At 71.9% G+C, this 20037-nt stretch carries 18 protein-coding genes; 8 read left to right on the top strand and 10 right to left on the bottom strand.

The features are described from left to right. Nucleotides 1-28 precede the first annotated feature (28 nt). The gene (locus AWQ68_RS26770; RefSeq protein WP_066944935.1) at nucleotides 29-1489 is read left to right on the top strand and encodes an MFS transporter; all 1461 of its coding nucleotides are present in this window, start codon (nucleotides 29-31) and stop codon (nucleotides 1487-1489) included. 32 nt (nucleotides 1490-1521) lie between these two features. Beyond that, nucleotides 1522-2004: a PPOX class F420-dependent oxidoreductase gene (locus tag AWQ68_RS26775; protein WP_066944937.1), complete on the top strand. Its 483-nt coding sequence runs from the start codon at nucleotides 1522-1524 to the stop codon at nucleotides 2002-2004. 128 nt (nucleotides 2005-2132) lie between these two features. Here AWQ68_RS26775 and AWQ68_RS26780 read toward each other — a convergent pair whose 3' ends face one another. Then, nucleotides 2133-3338 (bottom strand): L,D-transpeptidase, encoded by a 1206-nt coding sequence (locus AWQ68_RS26780; protein ID WP_066944940.1) that lies wholly within the window; start codon nucleotides 3336-3338, stop codon nucleotides 2133-2135. A gap of 240 nt (nucleotides 3339-3578) precedes the next feature. On the opposite strand from AWQ68_RS26780, the gene AWQ68_RS26785 reads away from it, so the two are divergent. Further along, on the top strand, nucleotides 3579-4307 hold the full coding sequence (locus AWQ68_RS26785; protein WP_245656110.1) for an ArsR/SmtB family transcription factor: 729 nt from the start codon (nucleotides 3579-3581) through the stop codon (nucleotides 4305-4307). A gap of 9 nt (nucleotides 4308-4316) precedes the next feature. Here the strand turns inward: AWQ68_RS26785 and recD2 are convergent, their stop codons facing one another. The 3 genes from recD2 to AWQ68_RS26800 all read right to left on the bottom strand — a co-directional run bounded on the left by recD2 (nucleotide 4317) and on the right by AWQ68_RS26800 (nucleotide 8579). Further along, a complete protein-coding gene (recD2, locus tag AWQ68_RS26790; protein WP_066944945.1) occupies nucleotides 4317-6500 on the bottom strand; it encodes an SF1B family DNA helicase RecD2 in 2184 nt (727 codons plus the stop codon). A gap of 351 nt (nucleotides 6501-6851) precedes the next feature. Then, nucleotides 6852-7319 carry an RICIN domain-containing protein gene (locus tag AWQ68_RS26795; RefSeq protein WP_066944947.1) on the bottom strand — a complete coding sequence of 156 codons (468 nt, stop codon included), beginning with the start codon at nucleotides 7317-7319 and terminating at the stop codon, nucleotides 6852-6854. A 363-nt stretch (nucleotides 7320-7682) separates the two neighbouring features. Next, on the bottom strand, nucleotides 7683-8579 hold the full coding sequence (locus AWQ68_RS26800) for an LLM class F420-dependent oxidoreductase (RefSeq protein WP_066944950.1): 897 nt from the start codon (nucleotides 8577-8579) through the stop codon (nucleotides 7683-7685). Between the two features lie 98 nt (nucleotides 8580-8677). Between AWQ68_RS26800 and AWQ68_RS41330 the strand changes: the two genes are divergently transcribed. Continuing rightward, complete coding sequence (locus AWQ68_RS41330; RefSeq protein WP_245656112.1) at nucleotides 8678-9073, top strand: ArsR/SmtB family transcription factor; 396 nt, start codon at nucleotides 8678-8680, stop codon at nucleotides 9071-9073. Between the two features lie 73 nt (nucleotides 9074-9146). Further along, complete coding sequence (locus AWQ68_RS26810; RefSeq protein WP_066944953.1) at nucleotides 9147-10496, top strand: serine hydrolase domain-containing protein; 1350 nt, start codon at nucleotides 9147-9149, stop codon at nucleotides 10494-10496. Between the two features lie 60 nt (nucleotides 10497-10556). On the opposite strand, the gene AWQ68_RS26815 is transcribed toward AWQ68_RS26810, so the two are convergent. Further along, a complete protein-coding gene (locus AWQ68_RS26815; RefSeq protein WP_066944955.1) occupies nucleotides 10557-11690 on the bottom strand; it encodes a methyltransferase in 1134 nt (377 codons plus the stop codon). A 250-nt stretch (nucleotides 11691-11940) separates the two neighbouring features. After that, the gene (locus AWQ68_RS26820; RefSeq protein ID WP_066944958.1) at nucleotides 11941-12525 is read right to left on the bottom strand and encodes a TetR/AcrR family transcriptional regulator; all 585 of its coding nucleotides are present in this window, start codon (nucleotides 12523-12525) and stop codon (nucleotides 11941-11943) included. 149 nt (nucleotides 12526-12674) lie between these two features. On the opposite strand from AWQ68_RS26820, the gene AWQ68_RS26825 reads away from it, so the two are divergent. Continuing rightward, nucleotides 12675-13814 (top strand): zinc-dependent alcohol dehydrogenase, encoded by a 1140-nt coding sequence (locus tag AWQ68_RS26825; RefSeq protein ID WP_218007049.1) that lies wholly within the window; start codon nucleotides 12675-12677, stop codon nucleotides 13812-13814. Here the strand turns inward: AWQ68_RS26825 and AWQ68_RS26830 are convergent. Genes AWQ68_RS26830 through AWQ68_RS26840 form a run of 3 tightly spaced genes read right to left on the bottom strand, consistent with a single transcriptional unit; the run spans nucleotide 13794 to nucleotide 17040 of the window. Continuing rightward, nucleotides 13794-14570 (bottom strand): ABC transporter permease, encoded by a 777-nt coding sequence (locus AWQ68_RS26830; RefSeq protein WP_066944962.1) that lies wholly within the window; start codon nucleotides 14568-14570, stop codon nucleotides 13794-13796. The two genes, AWQ68_RS26825 and AWQ68_RS26830, sit on opposite strands and share 21 nt — an antisense overlap. Further along, on the bottom strand, nucleotides 14567-16114 hold the full coding sequence (locus AWQ68_RS26835; protein WP_066944965.1) for a DUF1349 domain-containing protein: 1548 nt from the start codon (nucleotides 16112-16114) through the stop codon (nucleotides 14567-14569). Before AWQ68_RS26835 ends, AWQ68_RS26830 begins: the two co-directional genes overlap by 4 nt. Further along, entirely contained in the window at nucleotides 16111-17040 is a 930-nt protein-coding gene (locus AWQ68_RS26840; RefSeq protein ID WP_066944968.1) for an ATP-binding cassette domain-containing protein, read from the bottom strand. The genes AWQ68_RS26835 and AWQ68_RS26840 overlap by 4 nt, the downstream gene beginning before the upstream one ends. Nucleotides 17041-17150: 110 nt before the next feature. On the opposite strand from AWQ68_RS26840, the gene AWQ68_RS26845 reads away from it, so the two are divergent. Then, on the top strand, nucleotides 17151-18344 hold the full coding sequence (locus AWQ68_RS26845; RefSeq protein ID WP_066944970.1) for a sensor histidine kinase: 1194 nt from the start codon (nucleotides 17151-17153) through the stop codon (nucleotides 18342-18344). Beyond that, nucleotides 18341-19030 (top strand): response regulator transcription factor, encoded by a 690-nt coding sequence (locus AWQ68_RS26850; RefSeq protein ID WP_084464438.1) that lies wholly within the window; start codon nucleotides 18341-18343, stop codon nucleotides 19028-19030. The genes AWQ68_RS26845 and AWQ68_RS26850 overlap by 4 nt, the downstream gene beginning before the upstream one ends. A gap of 263 nt (nucleotides 19031-19293) precedes the next feature. Here the strand turns inward: AWQ68_RS26850 and AWQ68_RS26855 are convergent, their stop codons facing one another. Then, nucleotides 19294-19965, bottom strand: coding sequence for a hypothetical protein (locus AWQ68_RS26855; RefSeq protein WP_066944973.1), 672 nt, complete (start codon nucleotides 19963-19965; stop codon nucleotides 19294-19296). Nucleotides 19966-20037: the final 72 nt, after the last annotated feature.

Here is a 20037-nt window from a genome sequence, read left to right on the forward strand (position 1 = left end):
TCATCTCGTCTGACAGGAGGGACCTCCCATGTCCACCCCCTCATCGGCTCCGGCCCGGTCGCGCCGGATCGCCCTCGGCGTGATCGCCACCGGGACGCTGATGGTCGTCCTCGACGGCAGCATCGTGACCGTGGCGCTGCCCGTCATCCAGAGTGATCTCGGCTTCTCCGCCACCGGCCTGAGCTGGGTCGTCAACGCGTACCTGATCGCCTTCGGCAGTCTGCTGCTGCTCGTCGGGCGGCTCGGCGACCTGGTCGGCCGCAAACCGCTGTTCCTGGCCGGCACCGCGCTGTTCACCGCCGCTTCCGTGCTCGCCGGGGCCGCCACCACGCCCGCCGTGCTGGTGGCCGCCCGCTTCCTGCAGGGCGTCGGCACCGCGATGGCCTCCGCGGTCGGTCTCGGCATCCTGGTGACGCTCTTCACCGAACCACGGGAGCGGGCTCGGGCGATCGCCGTCTTCAGCTTCACCGGCGCGGCCGGCGCCTCGATCGGCCAGGTGCTCGGCGGCGTTCTCACCGACGCCCTCGACTGGCACTGGATCTTCTTCATCAACCTGCCGATCGGGCTCGCGACGCTGGCGGCCGGCGCGTACGCGCTGCCTGCGGTCCGCGGGATCGGGCTCGCGGCCGGGGCCGACGTCCTCGGCGCCGTCCTGATCACCGCCGGGCTGATGCTCGGGATCTCCACCGTCGTCACGGGCGGGGAGCGCGGCTGGACCTCAGGTGCCACGCTCGGCTCCGGCGCCCTCGCCGTCGCGCTGCTCGTCGCGTTCGTCGCCCGCCAGGCCACCGCGCGCTCCCCGCTCATGCCGCTGCGGATCTTCCGTTCCCGCGCCGTCTCGGGGGCCAACCTGGTGCAGGTCCTGATGGTCGCCGCGCTGTTCTCGTTCCAGATCCTCGTCGCCCTGTACCTGCAGAACGTCCTCGGGTACGGCGCGGCCGCGACCGGGCTGGCGATGCTCCCGGCGGCGGTGCTCATCGGCGCCGTGTCGCTGGGCGTCTCGGCCCGGCTCAACACCCGCTTCGGCGAGCGCAATGTCCTGCTGGCGGGGCTGGTCCTGCTGGTCGGCGTCCTCGGGCTGCTCGCCCGGGTCCCCGTGCACGCGGACTACGTGACCGACCTGCTCCCGGTGATGCTCCTCGCCGCGGGCTTCGGCCTCGCCCTTCCGGCGCTGACCGCGCTCGCCATGTCCGGCGCGGCCGACCGCGACGCCGGGCTCACCTCGGGGCTGTTCAACACCACGCAGCAGATCGGCATGGCCATGGGCGCCGCGGTGCTGTCCACGCTGGCGGCCTCCCGCACCGAGGGGCTGCTCGCGGAGGGGATGAGCCGGGCCGCCGCGCTGACCGGCGGCTACCGCCTGGCCTTCACCGTCGGGGCCGGACTGCTCGTCGCGGCCTTCGCCGTCGCCCTCGCCGTACTGCGGCGGCCGAGCGGGCGGCGCGGTGAGCCCGCCCCCGCCGTCGCCACCCCCACCACGACCGCCTGACCTCCTCCACGACCACACGAAAGGCCTGTCCGATGAACACGACCGAGCACAAGCCGGGCAGCGGACCCGAGCCCCGGGTTCTCACCCAGGAGGAACTGTCCCAGTTGTTGGGCGAGCAGCGGTTCGGAGTGCTGGCGACCGTCAGGAGCAGCGGCCACCCGCATCTGTCCACCATTGCCCACCACTGGAGTCCCGAGGAGCGGGTGGTGCGGATCTCCTCCACGGCCGACCGGCTCAAGGTGCGCCAGTTGCGGCGCGATCCGCATGCCGCCCTGCACGTGAGCCCGGATGTCTGGTCGTTCGTCGTCGCCGAGGGCGAGGCGGAGGTCTCCGAGGCGTCGACCGTTCCCGGCGACGCGGTCGGACGGGAACTGCTGGCCATGACACCAGGGTTCGCGGATCCCGCGGACGAGGCGGCCTTCCTCGAACAGATGGTGGCGGACCGGCGCGTGGTGATCAGGATCCGGGTGTCCCGCCTGTACGGAATGGCGCTGGACATCGCCGCTGAAGGCTGACCATGGCCACGACCAGGGCGGAGATTTCGCCCAACCGCGTGCGACGGCGGGGGCGAGCGCCGTGGCCGGGCGCGAAACGGCCCTGGGCGTCCCCTCTGCGGGGACGGCCAGGGCCGGTGAAGGTCGGACTATCCCTGGGACTGGGACGGGGACTTCAGGGCGCTGCCCTTCTTCCACTCGCTGTACGGCATCTGCCAGAAACCCCAGCCGTTGTTCCACTCGAGCGCGCGGGTGGTGCCGACGATCTTGACGACGTCGCCCCGGTGGAAGTTGTCGTAGTACCACTTGGCCTGCGTCGGGTGGGCGTTGATGCAGCCGTGGCTGACGTTGGCCCGGCCCTGGGAGCCGACCGACCAGGGGGCGCTGTGCACGTACTCGCCGCTGCTGGAGATGCGGACCGCGTGGTCGACGATCTCCTTGTAGTAGCCGGGGTCGCCCTCCTTCTTGCCCGGGGAGATCATGGTGACCGGATTGCCGCGTTCCATGGTCAGGTGGATGCCGCTGGTGGTCGTGTACTCGCGGGTGGTGCCGTTGCCCGCGCTGATCTTCATGGTCTGCACGGTCTTGCCGTCGCGCTTGACCACCATCATGTGCGCCTTGGCGTTGACGTAGCTGACCCACGCCGAGCCGATCTTGATCTTGGCGGTGTGGTCCTCGACGCCGTACATCTCCGGGCCGCCCTTGACGCCGGCGAGGTGGGCGGTGAACGTGACGGTCTGGTGGGCGGGCCAGAACTTCGCGGGCCGGTAGATGGCCAGCCTGTCGTTGATCCAGCGCCAGGCGCCGGGGACCGGCTTCTCCGCCTCCACCTCGAGGGCGGCCTCGACCGACGCCTTGTCCTGCACGGCCTGGTTGAACGTCACCATGATCGGCATGCCGACGCCGACCGTCTCGCCCTTGATTCCCGGGGTCACGTCGGCGACCGCGAGCTCCATCTTGGGCTTGAGGGTGGTGAACTTGCTCGTGGCGGTCGTCGGCCCCCCGTCGCCGCTCGCCTTGGCCGACACCGTGTAGTCGGTGGACGGCTTCAACGGCTGCTTGGAGACCCACTTGCTGCGGGTCTTGTCGAACTTCCCCTCGACCTGCTCCCCGTCGGTCTCAAGGATGACCTCTTCAAGCGAACCGTTCGCCGCGGTGACGACGACGGTCTTGTCCGGCCGCACCTTCACGCTGCCCTCGGCCGGGCTTATCTTGATCGTGGGCGCGGCGGCCGCGGTCGCTCCGGTCTCACCGGAGCCGTCGGCTCCCGACGCGCCCCCTGCGCCCGAACCCCCGGAACAAGCGGACAACACGACGGCCGTGGCGGCCGCGAGGCCGACGAGCGGCAATCTCATATGCGAGTTAGCGGTCAACGCAAACGTCTCCCCCATGATGGCAAAGTGCAACACAAGACTCTATTAGGAGTAACACCGGCCGTAGTCGTTCTTTTGGAGAGTTAGGTCACACTTTCGTTACGTAATACCCTGAACTTAGTTGGATGGCAGTAAAGTGCGCGTCAACCAAAATCATGATCGCCGTCAGAAAGGCGCGACACTTCGGCGACGGCCGCAATGTGCGGCACCGATGATGGACGGGTGACCTCCGATTCCCAGATCGCGCTGACCCGGCTGGCCGGGCTGCTCGCCGACGGCACCCGTGCCGCGTTCTGCCTCGCGCTCCTCGACGGGCGGGCCTGGACGGCCGGAGAGCTGGCCCGGCACGCGGGCGTCGCGCCCTCCACCGCCAGCGAGCACCTCTCGCGCCTGGTCGCCGGAGGCGTGCTGGCCGAGGAGCACCAGGGGCGCCACCGCTACATACGGCTCGCCGACCCGGCCGTGGCGCAGCTGATCGAGGACATGGCGGCGCACGACCCGCCCGCGGCCTCGCCGCCCGGGACCCTGCGCGTCGCCGGCGCGCGCCGCGCGCTGGCCTTCGCCCGCACCTGCTACGACCACATCGCCGGGCGGCTCGGCGTCGCGATCGCCGACGCTCTGTCGAGCCGCGGCCTGCTCGAACGGCGCGCGGGCTTCGCCTTCACCGAGGCCGGGACGGCCTGGCTGGACGACGTGCTCGGCGGCCTGCCCGGGGTCACCGGCCGACGGCCGCTCGCCCGGCAGTGCCTGGACTGGACCGAGCGCCGCCCGCACCTGGCCGGGGCGGCCGGCGCCGCCCTCTGCCGCCACGCGCTCGACCAGGGATGGGTCACCCGCATCGGCTCGGGGCGCGCCCTGGCCGTCGGCCCGGCCGGAGCCGAGGCGTTCTCCCGCCTGCTGGACATCGATGCCGCGGCGCTGCGGCTCTCCCTGGACGGTGGCGGCGCGTAGCCGCCGGGCTCACAGCAGGCGGTGGGTCAGCCCGGTGTGCCGCCTGCCCGCCCCCTTGGTGCGTACGGCCTGGCCCAGGGCACGGCGGGAGCCGACGATGACCACGAGCTTCTTGGCCCTGGTGATCGCCGTGTAGAGCAGGTTGCGCTGCAGCATCATCCACGCGCTGGTCGCGAGGGGGATGACCACGGCCGGATACTCGCTGCCCTGCGAGCGGTGGATGCTCACCGCGTACGCGTGGGCCAGCTCGTCAAGCTCGTCGAAGGAGTAGTCGACGTTCTCGTCCTCGTCGGTCAGGACGGTGAGCTTGCTCTCCTCCGGCGTGATGCCGGTGACGACGCCCACGGTGCCGTTGAACACGCCGGCGGCGCCCTTGTCGTAGTTGTTGCGGAGCTGCGTGACCTTGTCGCCAACGCGGAACACCCGCCCGCCGTACCGGCGTTCGGGCATGCCCTCGCGCGCGGGGGTGAGCGCCTCCTGCAGCGCGATGTTCAGCGCGCCCGCCCCGGCCGCGCCCCGGTGCATCGGCGCGAGCACCTGCACGTCGCGGCGCGGATTGAGCCCGAACTTCGCCGGAATGCGACGGGCGACGACGTCCACGGTGAGCGCGGCGATTTCTTCCGGCTCCTCGCATGGGAAAAGAAAGAAGTCGGGGAATTCGCGAACCAGAGGCGATTGGCCGGTATTCACGCGGTGCGCATTGACGACGACGCCGGACTGTTGGGCCTGCCGGAAGATCTGGGTGAGCCGCACCCTCGGGATGTCGGGCGCGGCCAGCAGGTCGCGCAGCACCTCGCCCGCGCCGACCGAGGGCAACTGGTCGACGTCGCCGACGAACAGCAGGTGCGCGCCGGGCGCGACGGCCTTGACGAGCTTGTTGGCCAGCAGCAGGTCGAGCATGGACGCCTCGTCCACCACGACCAGGTCGGCGTCCAGCGGGTTGTCCCGGTCGAAGGTGGCGTCGCCGCCCGGCCGGAGCTGCAGCAGGCGGTGCACGGTCGTCGCCTCGTGGCCGGTCAGCTCCGCCAGCCGCTTGGCCGCCCGGCCGGTCGGCGCGGCGAGGATGACCTTGGCGCGCTTGGCCCTGGCGAGGGTGACGATCGAGCGCACGGTGAAGCTCTTGCCGCAGCCCGGTCCCCCGGTCAGCACGGCCACCCGTTCGGTCAGCGCCAGCCGTACGGCCTGGGCCTGCTCGGGGGCGAGGTCGGCGCCGGTCTTGCCACGCAGCCAGTCCAGCGCGACCGGCCAGTCCACGTCCTCGAACGCGCGCAGCCGGTTCCCCGAGGTGGTGAGGAGGCCGCGCAGCGTCGCGGCGAGGGACGCCTCGGCCCGCTGGAACGGCACCAGGTAGATCGCGGGCACGGTGCCCTCGGCCGCGGGGATCTCCTCCCGGACGACGCTCGCCTCGCGGGAGTCGTCCGAGGTCAGCTCATCCAGGCAGGTGGTGACCAGCTCGGCCGGGACGTCGAGGATCTTCACGGCGTCGGAGACCAGGTTGGGCGCGGGCAGGTAGCAGTGGCCGTCGTCGGCGGCCTGCGACAGGGTGTAGCGCAGGCCCGCCTTGACCCGCTCCGGGCTGTCGTGCGGGATGCCGACCGCCTGCGCGATCGTGTCTGCGGTCTTGAACCCGATGCCCCACACGTCGTCGGCGAGCCGGTAGGGCTCCTTGCGCACCACGTCGATCGAGCCGTCACCGTACTGCTTGAAGATGCGGACCGCGATCGAGGTCGAGACGCCGACCCCCTGCAGGAAGATCATCACCTCTTTGATGATCTTTTGTTCCTCCCAGGCGGCGGCGATCATCTTGGTGCGCTTGGGGCCGAGCCCCGGCACCTCCACCAGCCGGCCGGGCTCCTCCTCGATCACCCGCAGGGTGTCGGTGCCGAAGTGGTCCACGATCCGCTCGGCCATCTTGGGGCCGATCCCCTTGATCAGCCCCGAGCCGAGGTAGCGCTGGATGCCCTGGACGGTCGCGGGCAGCACGGTGGCGTACGACCACACCTCGAACTGCTTGCCGTACCGGGGGTGGGAGGTCCACCGGCCGGTGAGGCGCAGGGACTCGCCCACCTGGGCGCCCAGCAACGGCCCCACCACGGTGAGCAGCTCGTTTCCCGAGCGCTCGGTCGCCACCCGGGCGATGGTGTAGCCGGTCTCCTCGTTGGCGTAGGTGATCCGTTCAAGTACTGCGCTCAAATTGGTAGCAGCATTTTCGGAACCCGCGTCCCGACTCCCCTCAGGCCTCACCACACCGACGAGACTAGGGCAGATCTTCGATCGGACCTTCACCGACGTACAGGACGCCTACCGGTACTACCGGGAGGGCTCGCCGTTCGGCAAGGTCGTCATCGAGCTCGGCTAGGCGTTGCCTCTGGTAGCGGGCCCGGCTGACCGGGGCGCTGGAGTCGTGGACCGAGCGGACGACGTCGAGCATCTGCTGGTACGGGTGACGTGCTGGATCAGTCACCCGGCCCTCTGGTGGCTCATGAACCTGGGACGATGATCCGCCGCGGTGTTCCAGGGCGTGTCCGCCGCCGCGTTCTGACGCTAGGGAGCGGCCTGGATTTGCCACAGTTGGCTGTCGGCGTCAGGGTAAGAGTTCACGAGATCCACCTGCACCAGTCGCGCGCCCGGATCGGTGGAGCCGCCCTTCACGGCCAGCACCTTGCCCGGGGGGTACTGGGAGACGATCCGGTAGAAGCCCCCCTCCGCGACCTCCTTGAGGTAGAAGCGCATGGCTTTGTCAGGTGCGTAGAGATTGTACTGCTGCACGTCTTCGGGCCAGTTGGGATGGGCCGACAGCGCCTTGCCGGAATGTTCGGCGATGAGATGGTAACCGTAATCAGGGGGGAGCCCGGCGGGCCTGGTGGTGGGCCTGAGTTCGAATCGCTGGTTGGCGTTTCCATTGGGAGTCCACTGCAGGGCGCGGGCACCTTCGTCAGGGTTTGCGTACTCGATGTCGATCGCCAGCCCTGACTTCTTATTGATCAGGTAGGCGCGAGCAGGAATGGCCATGTGATCCTCTCGAACCGATGATTGAGGCGACGCTGGGCCGCTCGCCTCCATAAGACCCGATCTTGGGCGGAAAGTCACCTTCCAGCCATGGCCACATCCGGACAGGGCTTCAAGCCTCCGCCACTTGGTCCACCGGCGGTGTCACCGCCCCTGAGGACAGGGCTACCGCCTGAGATAGGCGTTTCTCATTTTGCGGACAATGCGTTCAAGTACGGCGTCGAGGACCGCGCCCGGAGGGTTGCCGGGAGGGTTCGTCATGGGTGGCATTCTCCCGCAGCCGCCGGCCGGGCCGTGCCGCCGGAGCGGTCGGGCACGGCACGGCGCTCGGCTGAGGGCTCGTGTGAGGACTCGTGCGAGGGCTCCTCAGAGGGAGAGCAGGGCGGGCGCGAGCTCTCTCAGGTGCTCCAGCGGCAGCCTGCCGCCGGGAGCGAGGGGCTGGATCGCGACGTGGTCGGCACCCGCGTCCAGATGTGCCTGCACCCGGTCGCGGATCGCGTCCTCGTCACCCCAGGCGACGATCGCGTCCACCAGCCGGTCGCTTCCGCCGTCGGCGAGGTCGTCGTCGTCGAACCCGAGCGTGCGGAGGTTGTTGGCGTAGTTCGGCAGGGCCAGATAGGGCGCCATGTGCTCGCGCGCGTACGCCCGCGCGGTGGCGGGGTCGCGTTCCAGCACGACGGCCTGCTCGGGCGCGAGGACCGGCTCGTCCCCGAGCACCTCGCGCGCCCGCGCCGTGTGCTCGACCGGCACGAAGTACGGATGCGCGCCGTCGGCGCGGTCGCGGGCCAGTTCCAGCATCTTGGGACGGAGCGCGGCCAGCAGGAGGGGCGCCGGATGCGTGGGGGGCGTCGCGTCGTACCTCGCCTGGTCCATCGCGTCGAGGTAGCCGACCATCGCGGCCACCGGCCGCCGGTAGTCATGGCCGCGCGACTGGACGAGCGGGGCGTGGCTGACGCCGATGCCGAGCACGAACCGGCCGGGGAACGCTTCGGCCAGCGTGGCCGCGCCGGAGGCCATCGCCGTCGCGTCGCGGGCCCAGATGTTCGCGATCCCGGTGGCGACGGTGATCCGCCTGCTGGAGCTGAGCAGGATCGCCGCGTTGCTGAGCGCCTCCTTGGTCGTCGATCCCTCGCCGAACCACAGGGTGCCGTAGCCGAACTCCTCGATCTCGGCGACGGCCTTCCTGGTCGCCTCCGCCGACAGGCGGCCGATCGCGGCGTGCCATACCCCCACCCGGCCGATCCGGGTCCGCTTCTCGTCCATGTCTCCTCCTAAGATGTTCGATCGAGATGGAACATTACTCAGACGTTCGACGCGCATCGAACAGTGGGGGTGCCGGTCGAGGCCGGTCCCTCACCCACGTGCATCCCCAGGAGGCGACCCTGCAGTCCGCCCTGCACGCCCTCGCCGACCCGGTACGGCGGCTGATCATCCGGCAGGTGGCCGCCTCGCCCGAGTGGACCAAGGCGTGCGGCACCTTCGACATCCCGGTCGGCAAGTCGACGCTCAGCCACCACTTCGCGGTCCTCAGGGAGGCGGGGCTGCTCGAGCAGCGTGACGAGGGCACCCGTCGCGTCAACCGGCTGCGCGCGGCCGAGTTCGGCGCCCGCTTCCCCGGCCTGCTCGACCTCGTCCTGGCCGAGGACGCCGAGCCCGAGGACGGGCCCGGGGACAGGCCCGGGGACAGGCCCGGGGACAGGCCCGGGGACAGGCCCGGGGACGGGGAGGCGGCGGACGGCACGGACGGGGCCGGCTGAGCCGCCCCTGACCGGGCACGAGATCCGCCGATGCCGCGCGGGTCTGTCAGAGCGCGCCGCTAGCCTTGGACCCATGTCGAAGGTCGAGGAACGTACCGCTCGCGCCCTGCTGCACAGGCTGGCGGTCGAGCAAGCGGAGTCACGGGTGCCGTCACTGGCCGCGGCGCTGGTCCGAGGAGGTCAGGTCGCCTGGCTCGGTTTCCGGGGCAGGGTTGACGGCGAGCCGCCGACGGCGGACACGCAGTACCGCATCGGCTCGATCACCAAGAGCATGGTGGCGGTCGTGGTGATGCGACTGCGCGACGAGGGCGCTCTCGACCTGCTTGACCCGCTCGGCAAGCACATGCCCGGCACGCCCGCCGACGAGGTCACCGTCGCCCACCTGCTCTCCCACACCAGCGGGCTCACCGCCGAGCCGCCGGGGGCGTGGTGGGAGCGCACGCCCGGAGGTCCGGCCGACGAGCTGATCGCGGGTCTCGGCTCCGGCGTCTCCCGGCACCGCCCCGGCCGCCGCTACCACTACTCCAACCTGGGCTTCGCTCTGCTCGGTGAGCTGGTCGCCCGCAAGCGTTCGATGCCGTGGGCGCAGGCGGTGCGCGAGGAGGTCCTCGACCCGCTCGGCATGACCGGCACGACCACGCGCCCGCGCGTCCCCCACGCCCAGGGCTACGCGGTGCACCCCTGGGCCGACGTGCTGCTTCCGGAGCCCGAGAACGACCACGGCGCCATGGCCCCGGCCGGGCAGTTCTGGTCCACTCCGGCGGATCTCGCGCGCTGGACGGCCTTCGTCGCCGGCCACACGGCGGGCGTCCTGAGCCCCGGCACGCTCGCCGAGATGCGCGAGCCCGCCGCGGTCGACGACGGGGAGAGCTGGGTCTCGGGGTACGGCCTCGGCCTGCAGCTCACCCGGCACAACGGCCGCCGCCTGGCCGGTCACACCGGATCGATGCCCGGATTCCTGGCCACCGTGTGGGCCGACCCGGCCGCCGACCTGGGCGTCCTGTTCATGGCCAACACCACCTCGGGCGTGCAGTTCTCGCTTCCGAAGGACCTGCTCGACATCCTTGCCGCGCACGAGCCGGCGCTGCCGGCCGAGTGGCTGCCCGGCCCGGCCGAGGCCGACCTGCTCGCGCTCACCGGCCCGTGGTACTGGGGGCCGAGCGCCTACCTGCTGCGGTTGCTGCCGGACCGGGGCGTCTCGCTGACGCCGGTCGGCGGCCTGGGGCGCGCCTCCCGGTTCGTCGCCCAGCCGGACGGCACCTGGCTCGGCCTCGACGGGTACTACGCGGGCGAGACGCTGCGCGTGGTCCGCTCCCCCGAGGGTGGCGTCCACCTCGACCTCAACACGTTCATCTTCACGCGTGAGCCGTACGACGCCTCGGCGCCGGTCCCCGGCGGCGTGGACGAGGGCGGCTGGCGCTGACACCACCGGTCCCGCCGCCGCTACCACTGAGGACGCGGCGGTGGGACCGACCCGGCCGAGTCAGACACGACCCAGGCGCCAGAGCGAGGTGACCTCCGCCGCGCGGGCGGCGTGCAGCGGGTCGGCGCTGTCCCGCACGCGCGGATGCCGCGGCCTGGTCTCGATCCTGCTCACCACGCGGAGCCCGGTCGCCTCGATGACCGTCAGCAGCTCGCGCCGCGTCCTGAGCCCGAGGCGCTCGGCCAGGTCGGACAGGATGAGCCATCCTTCGCCTCCCGGTTCGAGGTGGGAGGCGAGCCCGTGCAGGAAGCCGTGGAGCATGGCGCTGTCCGGGTCGTAGACGCCCTGCTCAAGGGCGGAGGTCGGCCGGGCGGGGATCCAGGGCGGGTTGCACACGACGAGGTCCGCGCGGCCCTCGGGAAACAGAGCGGGACCGACGACGTCGACGCGCGCGTCGAGGCTCAGGCAGCGGACGTTCTCGCGGGCACAGGCCAGCGCGCGGGGGCTGATGTCGGTCGCCACGATGTGGCCGATCCCGCGGCGGGCCAGGACGGCGGCGAGGACGCCGGTCCCCGTGCCGACGTCGAACGCCGTCCGAGGACCGGCGCCGCGGCGCGCGGACGCGGGCAGCGCCGCCTGTGCGACCAGGTCGACGTACTCGCCCCTGACCGGCGAGAACACGCCGTAGTGCGGATGGATGCGCGCGCCGAGAGCCGGGACCTCCACGCCCTTTCTCCGCCATTCGCGCGCCCCGATCACGCCCAGCAGCTCCCGCAAGGACACCACCATGGGCTCACGCGGCGGGCCGTACGCCTCGGTGCACGCCTGACGCACGTCGGGCGCCCTGCGCAGCGCCAAAGAGTGGTCGTCGTCGAGGGCCACCAGGAGCCGGCCCAGAATCCGGGCACGATGGGCGCGGGCCCGCCGGTGCAGATGGAACGACTCGGCCGGGCCGCCGCCGGTGTGGGATCGGTTCCGGTCGATGCGGCGGCCCATCGCGTGCAGCAGCTGGCGCGCGTTGGGGAAGTCGCCGCGCCACAGCAGCGCTGTTCCTTCGCAGGCCAGGCGGTAGGCGGTGTCGGCTCTCATCCGGTCGTCCGCGACGGCGACCCGCCTGGGCGGCGGCGTCGCGCTCTCGGAGTGCCAGCGGGCGGATCGGGTGGTGCGGGCTTCGGTCCAGCGGATCGTGGACACGACGTACTCCTCGTGGTCGAAGGTGCGATGGCACGAAGAGCACTTCGACGAGGAGCAGGGGAAACGGCCCGTGCACAAGCACGGGCGCGAGTGTCAGGGCAGGTCGGGCTACCGCTCCCGCGTCGAAGCGCGAGAGGAGAAGTCACCGAGAACCATGCCGAGTGTCACGACCAGCCCTTTCCGCGAGATGATCGAACAGGCTCGCACACACCCCGCCACGCGGGCAAACCCGGTCCAGGCGGCGTCCCGGTCACGTCGTGACGGCGGCGTCGATGAGCGTCTCCAGTTGGGCGGCGATGTCGTCCAGCGGCCGGATGTCGCGTTTGGCGCGGCACATCGCGACGCTCCCCTCCACCGCCGCGACGACCAGGGTGGCCAGCCGCGCCGCCTCCTCGGGTGCGGCGCCGCGGTCGCGCAGCGACGCGGAGAGGAGGCCCTCCCAGGCGCTGAAGACCTCGGCGGCGGCCTTGATCGCTTCGGGGTCGGCGTCGTCCGGCGGCTCCTCGACCGCGACGGCCAGGACGGGGCAGCCCGCGGTGAAGTCGCTGTCGATGACCGTCTGCCGCCACAAGGCCAGGAACGCGCGCAGCCCGGCCACCGGACCGGCCTCAAGTTCCCGCTCCAGGACCCGCGTGGCGAGGTCGCCGGCGAACCGGACCGCCTCGGCGGCCAGTTGCTGTTTGCCGCGTGGGAAGTAGTGGTAGGTGGAGCCGAGCGGTGCGCCGGAGTGCGCGGCCAGGTCCCGGACCGTGCTCCCGGCCAGCCCGCGTCGCCGGATCAGGTCGGCCGCGCCGATGATGATCCGCTCTCTCGACCGCGGCTCCCGCTGTGACACCGGACACCTCCAATTGTTTATGACGCTCGTTATAGCCTACGGTGTCGTGCGGTTATAACGATCGTTATAACTCCAGTCGTCGTCCCTGCCAGGAGTTTGCTCATGCCGATGTTCCCCCGCCCGCGACGGCCGCGATGACCCACGGCAGCGTGCGTGAGCTCGTCTTCCTGCGCAGTGGTCGCCTCGCCTGGCGCGAATGCGCCGCACCACATCTGGCCGAGGCTGGCGACGCCATCGTCCGGCCGTTCCTCGCCGGCCGCTGCGACGGTGACACCGTTCCGATCCACCGGCCGGTCTCGCGGGCGCTCCAAGCCGGGATGGCGCTCGGCCTCGTCGACCCGATCGTGGGCTCCATCTGCGGGAAGGTCCCCTTCCACGGGCCGTTCCCGATCGGCCACGAATGCGTCGCCGAAGTGGTCGCCGTCGGGCCCGGCGTGCGGCGGATCCGGGTCGGCCAGACCGTGGTCGTCCCCTGGGCGGTCTCGTGCGGCACCTGCCCCCGTTGCCTGGCCGGGCTCACCTCCAAATGCGCCACCACCACGCGCGGCACCCTCGCCGCCTACGGCTTCGGCTCCGCCAGCGGCCCGTGGGGAGGCATGGTGGCCGACCGGATCCGCGTCCCCCACGCCGACCACATGCTCGTCCCCGTCCCGGACGACGTGCCGCCGCTGCGCGTCGCCGCGGCCAGCGACAACCTTGCCGACGCCTGGCGAACCGTTGTCCCGCTGCTCGCCCGCCGTGAGGGCGCGACCGTGCTCATCCTCGGCGGCGGCGCCAAGAGCATCGGCCTGTACGCCGCCGGACTGGCCGCCGCCCACGGCGCCGCGACCGTCCACTACCTCGACGACGACCCCGGGCGACGCCAGATCGCCGAATCCTTCGGCGCCGAAGCGCGGCCACTCACCGCCACAACGCGCGGCAGCTACGACATCGTCGTGGAAGCCACATCACGGGCCCCGGGCCTGCGCCGGGCGCTCACCGCGACGGCTCCCGGCGGCGTATGCACAGCCGTGGGCTACTACCTCGGGGTCGGCACCCGCGTCCCCGTCATGCGCATGTACGCCACCGACATCACGCTCCGAGTAGGCGTCTCTCACGCCCGTGCCACCCTCCCCGACCTGCTGGACTTCGTTCACCGCACCGGCTTTCCCGCCGAACGCGTCACCACCCTGCTCGCGGACTGGGACGACGCCCCCACCGCGTACGTCGCCAAGACCACGAAGGTCGTCCTCCGGCGGGACCGGCTCACTCGCCAGGCGGGAAGGGGCTCACGCGTCGCGCGCCCGTAGCAGCAGCCCGCCGCACAGGAGCGCGGCGGCGGCCCACGCCGCGAGCACGGCCAGGCCGGCCCACGGGCTGAGCGGCAGGTCCGAAAGACGCGCGGTGGCCTGGACGGCGAGCCCCGCGTTCATCGGAGAGATCTGCCACAGGAGCTTCTGCCAGCCTGGGTCGGAGACCATGAGGGGAACGGCCGAGAGGACGTAGAGCAGACCGAACACGATGCCCATGGCGATCGCCGAGTCCCGTACGGCGATCGCGACGCCGAGACTGAGCAGGGCGATGAGCGCCAGATAGAGGACCGAGCCCGCGGCCGCCCGGAATGTCGGGCCGTCCGCCAGGGACAGCAGCGGCTGGCCGTGTTCGGGGACGAACCCGTTGCCGGGCAGGATGATCCGCCCGGCCAGTACGGACGTGAGCACGGCGGCGGTCCCCGCGGACAGCGTCAACCCGGTCAGGACGGCCGCCTTGGCGGTCAGGACGGCGACCCGGCGCGGCATGGCGGTGAAGGTGGTGCGGACCAGGCCGGTGCCGTACTCGCCGGTGACCGCCAGCACGGCCAGGACGGCGACGACGGCCTGGCCCACCTGGACCCCCATGAGGCCGAGCTTGGGGACGTCATACGCGCATCCGGCGGGCGGGCAGGAGACCATCGCGGCCGCGGCGGCGCTCGCGGCGGGGGTCAGGGTGACGACGGCCAGCAGCAGCCATCCGATTCCTGGCAGAGTGCGCAGTTTGGTCCACTCGGCCGAGAGATGCCGTCTCACGCGTCCCTCCGGCGTATCCGGACGACCGCCAGCCCGAGGGCCGGCGCGGCGTAGGCACAGAACACGGCGAGGCCGGCCCACGGGGCCAGCGGGTAGTAACCGGCCGACGGCGCGTAGTGCGCGAGGACGTGCGGGTACTCGGGGATGCTCTGCTGGACGGCGAATCCGGCGGCCGGGGTGAGCCGGAGCAGCCACTGGGCCGCGCCGATCGGCAGGACGGACGTGGTCGCGAGGACGTGCGGCACGACGATGACGGCGACGGCCACGGTGACCGCGGCGGCGCTGTTCCGGAACAGGGCACCGAGAGCGAACGCGAGCACGGCGGCGACGGCCGGCAGCGCCGCGACCCCGGCGATGACGCGCAGTTCGGTGAGCGTGCTCACCGGGAGGACGGGGTTGCCGTTGGAGCGCAGGATCCGCGTGCCGACGGCGACCGTGATGCCGGCCGCGGCCGCCGCGGCGACGAACGTCACCGTGCCGATCACCGCGGCCTTGGCCGCCAGCACCCGGCCGCGCCGTGGGCCGGCAAGGAGGCTGGTGCGGATCAGGCCCCGCCGGTATTCGGCGGTGACGAACATGACCGCGACCACGATCACCCCGAGGAGTCCGGCCGGCAGGCCGGAGAGGGTGCTTTCGATCCGTTGTCCCTCCCCGAGCGGAGCGATGTCGCCGACCCCCGTCACGGTGTAGGTGTCGCCGGACTGCGCGAACCCGCCCGGATGGTGGAGAGACCCGTCGGGCGATACGGTCACGCCGATGTCGTCGCGCTCCCATGCGCCGCCGGACGTCCTGCCCTCCAGGGCGACCTGGTCGAAGACGGCGGTGGCCTCGGCGAACCGGACCTGCTGGATGCTCCCGCCGAAATCGGCCTGCCGGACCGTCAGATCGCCGGGAGAGGCGACGAAAAGCCCGATCTGCACCGTTTCCGGCAGCCCGGCCAGCCGGGCGGTGCCGACCGTGGTCCAGTGCCGGCCGTCCGCCGACTCGTAGCCGGTGAGCTCTTCCCCGGAGCGGGTCAGCCGCAGCCAGCGCGGGGAGTCGTTCGACACGCCGCCCGGAAGCCCGGCGATGTCGTGGGTGAAGTCGTACTGCATCCGCACCCCGTGGCCGCCGGTGACCATCGTCGCCGCGTACGCCGATCCTTGCCGGGTGCCGTCCTTGACGATGACTCCGGCCTTCGCCCACGGCACGACGCCGTCGACGACGTTACGCGCCCCCGGGGTGACGTCGGGTTTGCGGATGTGGCCGGTCATGGAGCTCACGCGCGCCGTGATACCGCCGTCGCCGGTCAGCGACCTGTGCACGAAGTAGAACTTGTCGTCCACCGCTTCCCCGCCCGGTCCCACCGGAACGGCGGAGCAGACATCGCCCGGACCGCCGCACGAGGTGTGGCTGCCCGAGGCGGAGAGCAGCCCGAGCGTCACGATGACGAGCGCCGCGACCGCCAGGCCGAGCACCCAGCCGCGTACCGTCCTGAACTTGGTCCACTCGGCGCGGAGCAGGCGCGCGAAGTCGCCGCGTCGCGGGGCCGTGCCTGCGCTCATCGGCCCGCCTCGGCGTCCACTGCGCGGAACTCGACCGCGTTCCGGGTGAGCTCCATGTAGGCCTCCTCCAGCGTGGCCCGGTCGGCGGCCACCTCCGAGAACGGCACGGCGCCGGTGGTGAGTACCGCCACGACACGCTCGGCCGTCAGCCCCGAGACGGTGATCACGTCGCGGTCGGCGACGGCCACGGTGGCCCCGGCCTGCGACAACACCGTCGTCGCCCGCTCCCGGGCCGTCGTACGGAGCCTGACCCGGTCACGGGACGCGGCGGCGATCAGCTCGGCCACAGTGGTGTCGGCCACGACCCGGCCCCGGCCCACCACCACGAGACGGTCCGCGGTGTCCTCCAACTCGCTCATCAGGTGGCTGGAGACCAGGACGGCGCGGCCCTGCGCGGCCAGCGAGCGCAGCAGGCCGCGGATCCACACGATGCCCTCGGGATCGAGGCCGTTGACCGGCTCGTCCAGCATGAGCACCGGCGGGTCGCCGAGCAGCGCGGCGGCGATGCCGAGCCGCTGCCGCATGCCGAGGGAGAGGCCGCCGGCCCTGCGGCGGGCCGCCGACCGCAGACCGACCTGCTCGAGCACCTCGTCGACCCGCCCGGCGGGCAGCCCCTGCGAGCGCGCCAGCCACAGCAGATGGTTGCGCGCGGTACGGCTGGGCTGCAGCGCGGCGGCGTCGAGCAGGGCGCCGACGTGGGTCAGCGGCGTGCGCAGGCTCCGGTACGGCCGCCCGCCCACCAACGCGGTGCCCTCGTCGGCCGCGTCCAGGCCGAGGATCACCCGCATCGTGGTGGACTTGCCCGCGCCGTTGGGCCCGACGAAACCGGTGACGTGTCCCGGGGACACGGTGAAGGACATCCCGTCCAGCGCCACGGTCGGGCCGAACCGCTTGCGCAGGCCGTGGACTTCGATGGTTGCGTGCATGGCTCCGGTTGTACGGACCCGGACCCAACACGGCCCGAACGAGCCCTGTCACATCGTTGTTAGGTCGGGCGCGGCATCCTGAAGGTCGGCACCGAGCAAGGAGATGACTGATGAGGACGCCGCGTCGTCTGGCCATGCGCGCCCGTACCGTGCGGTGGCGGTTCACCGCCTTGTACGGCGCCATGTTCCTCATGTCCGGTGTCGGACTGCTGGTCATCAACAACCTCGTGGGGCTGTGGGGGACGCAGTCCAGCCATGTCGTGTCGCCCGGCGCCGCGCAGGTCCAGCCGGCCACGTTCGAGACCGCCATGGAGCTCAACCGGCTCCTCCAGGCCGAGCTGTCGCAGGTGAGGGCGGCTCAGTCGCGTCAGCTCCTGGCCGGCTCCATCGTCGCGCTGGGCGTCATGGCCCTGGTGTCGGTCGCGCTGGGCCGGATCGTCGCGGCCCGGGTGCTGCGCCCGTTGCGCACCATCACCGCGGCCACCCGCCGGATCTCCGCCGACGACCTGCACACCCGCCTGGCCGTGGCGGGTCCCGCCGACGAGGTGAAGGACCTCGCCGACACGATCGACGGACTGCTGGAACGCCTGGAGGCGTCCTTCACCGCCCAACGCCGGTTCGTCGCCAACGCCTCCCACGAACTGCGCACCCCGCTGACGACCATGCGGGCCTCGCTGGACGTGGCCATGGCCAAGCCCGAGCCCGTACCGGCGCAGACGGCCGCGCTGGCCGACCGGCTCCGCGCCGAACTCGACCGAGTCGACCGGCTTCTGGAGGGCTTCCTCCTCCTCGCCCGCAGCCGGCACGGCGCGTCGTCCGACGATACGGCGTTCTCCCTCGGCCACGCGGTGTCCGCGGCCCTGGACGCCCGCGCCGCCGACATCTCCGACAAGGGACTGACCGTGCATGACGACACGGTCGACGACCGCGCGTGGACGCGGGGGAACCCGACACTGCTGGCCCGGATGATCGACAACGTGATCGACAACGCCGTCAAGCACAACCACGACGGCGGCTGGATCCGGTGCGCGACCCGGGCCGAGGACCAGAGGGCGCTCCTCGTCGTGGAGACGGGCGGGCCCGTTCTCGATCAGGGCCAGGTCGCGTTGCTGGCGCAGCCGTTCCAACGGCTCAGCGCGGACCGGACCGGCTCCGACAACGGCTCGGGGCTCGGCCTGTCGATCGTCGCCGCCGTCGCCGAGGCGCACGGCGGCGGCCTGGACCTGCGTGCCCGGCCCGAAGGCGGTCTCCGGGTCGCCGTCTCGCTCCCCCTGACGAGCGCACAGGCGGGTGTCCCGGCGTGAGAGTCCTGGTAGTGGAGGACGCGCGCGCCCTCGCCGCCGTCCTGGTCGAGGGGCTGTCCGACCAGGGCATGGCCGTGGACGTGGCGTACGACGGCCTGGAAGCCGCGGCCAAGCTCGACCTCAACGCCTACGACGTGGTCGTCCTCGACCGCGACCTGCCGGGCATCCACGGCGACACCCTCTGCCGGATGATCGCCGAACGTCACGACCGCGTCATGGTCCTGATGCTGACCGCGGCCGGTTCGCCGGGCGACCGGGTCACGGGCCTGACCCTGGGCGCCGACGACTACCTCGCCAAGCCCTTCCACTTCCCGGAACTGGTCCTGCGCATCCGCTCCCTGGCCCGCCGCCAACCCTCCGCCCGTCCCCGGGCCCTGCGTGCGGCGGGCATCGAACTCGACCCCCTGCGCCGCACCGCCACCCGCGACGGCGGGCCGCTGGACCTGTCGGTCAAGGAATTCGCCCTCCTCGAGGCCCTCCTGCGCGCCAGTCCCGCGTTCCTCAGCAGCGAAGACCTGCTCGAACAGGTCTGGGACGAACACACCAACCCGTTCACCAACACGGTCACCGTCACGGTCGGCCGGCTGCGCCGTAAGCTCGGCGATCCCCCGGTCATCACCACCACGCCCGGCGTGGGCTACCGCATCGCCGATCCCCCCGGGGACGGTGCGCCACCTGCCCGCTGAGGAAGGGGGCCGCCATCGGGCCGTCGCCGTGCCGGCCGGTTCTGGCCGGAGCCGTCGGCTGTCCCGCTAGGGGTGCGGCTGGTGGCTCTGGCCTGCGTGGCGGGCGTGCTGCTCGGGCTGAGCGCGCTGACGTGGCGTTTTGTGGAGACTCCAGCGCAACGGCTGGGCAAGCGCCTCATTTCGCGGCGCGTGAGTTAAGGCCGGACAGTCTGTGTCCGACCGGTGCGCCGCTGGGGCCGGTCGGTTGCGCGGTCGCCGCCACATCATGCGAGAGCCACAGACCCGGCCTCGGGCTCGGGCTCGGGCTCGGCGAGGAGCTTGGCGGCCAGCGGCACGGTGCCCGCCAGCTGGACCAGCACGCCCAGCACCGTGACCGCGGAGGAGAACTCCCCGCTGGACAGGACGAACCCCGCCAGCAGGAGCGGCGCCGTCCAGCGTGGGAGGACACCGGTGCGCAGGATCACGGCGATCTGTACGACCAGGCCGATCACGACCGAGGCCAGCATGGGCAGCATGACGCCGCCGAACCACGCGGAGTCCTGGTACCGCTCGTAGGCCGCGGCCGCCTCGGCGACCGCTCCACCTTCGGGCGCCAGGCCGAGTACGACCGGTCGCATGCCCGACACGATCAGACCGAGCACACCAGCCAGGGCGAGCAGCAGGCCGGAGATCGTCCCCGCCAGCGGTGCCCGGTCTCGCAGTGCTCGCATCATGGCCAGGCCGCTGGGGATGTAACTGCCGACGAAGGCCATATAGAAGACGGTGCCCAGAGCGTAGCCCTGCCGGTCGGCGGCCACCTGGGCGAGGTAGTCCGCCGCCTCGGATCGAGGGAGACCGACGGTATCGGCCAGATGCCAGACCACTCCGGCGAGCGGACCGGCGAGAACCGCCGCGGCGAGCAGATAGGGCTTACGGGGGGCGGGGGACGTGCTCATCGGCTGACTCCTCGGTAGAGCGCGGCCTTGTGCCGCACGCCGAAAACCCTGGCGGGATCGTGTCCCGGGCCG

Source organism: Microtetraspora fusca (assembly GCF_001570365.1).
Lineage (GTDB): Bacteria > Actinomycetota > Actinomycetes > Streptosporangiales > Streptosporangiaceae > Microtetraspora > Microtetraspora fusca.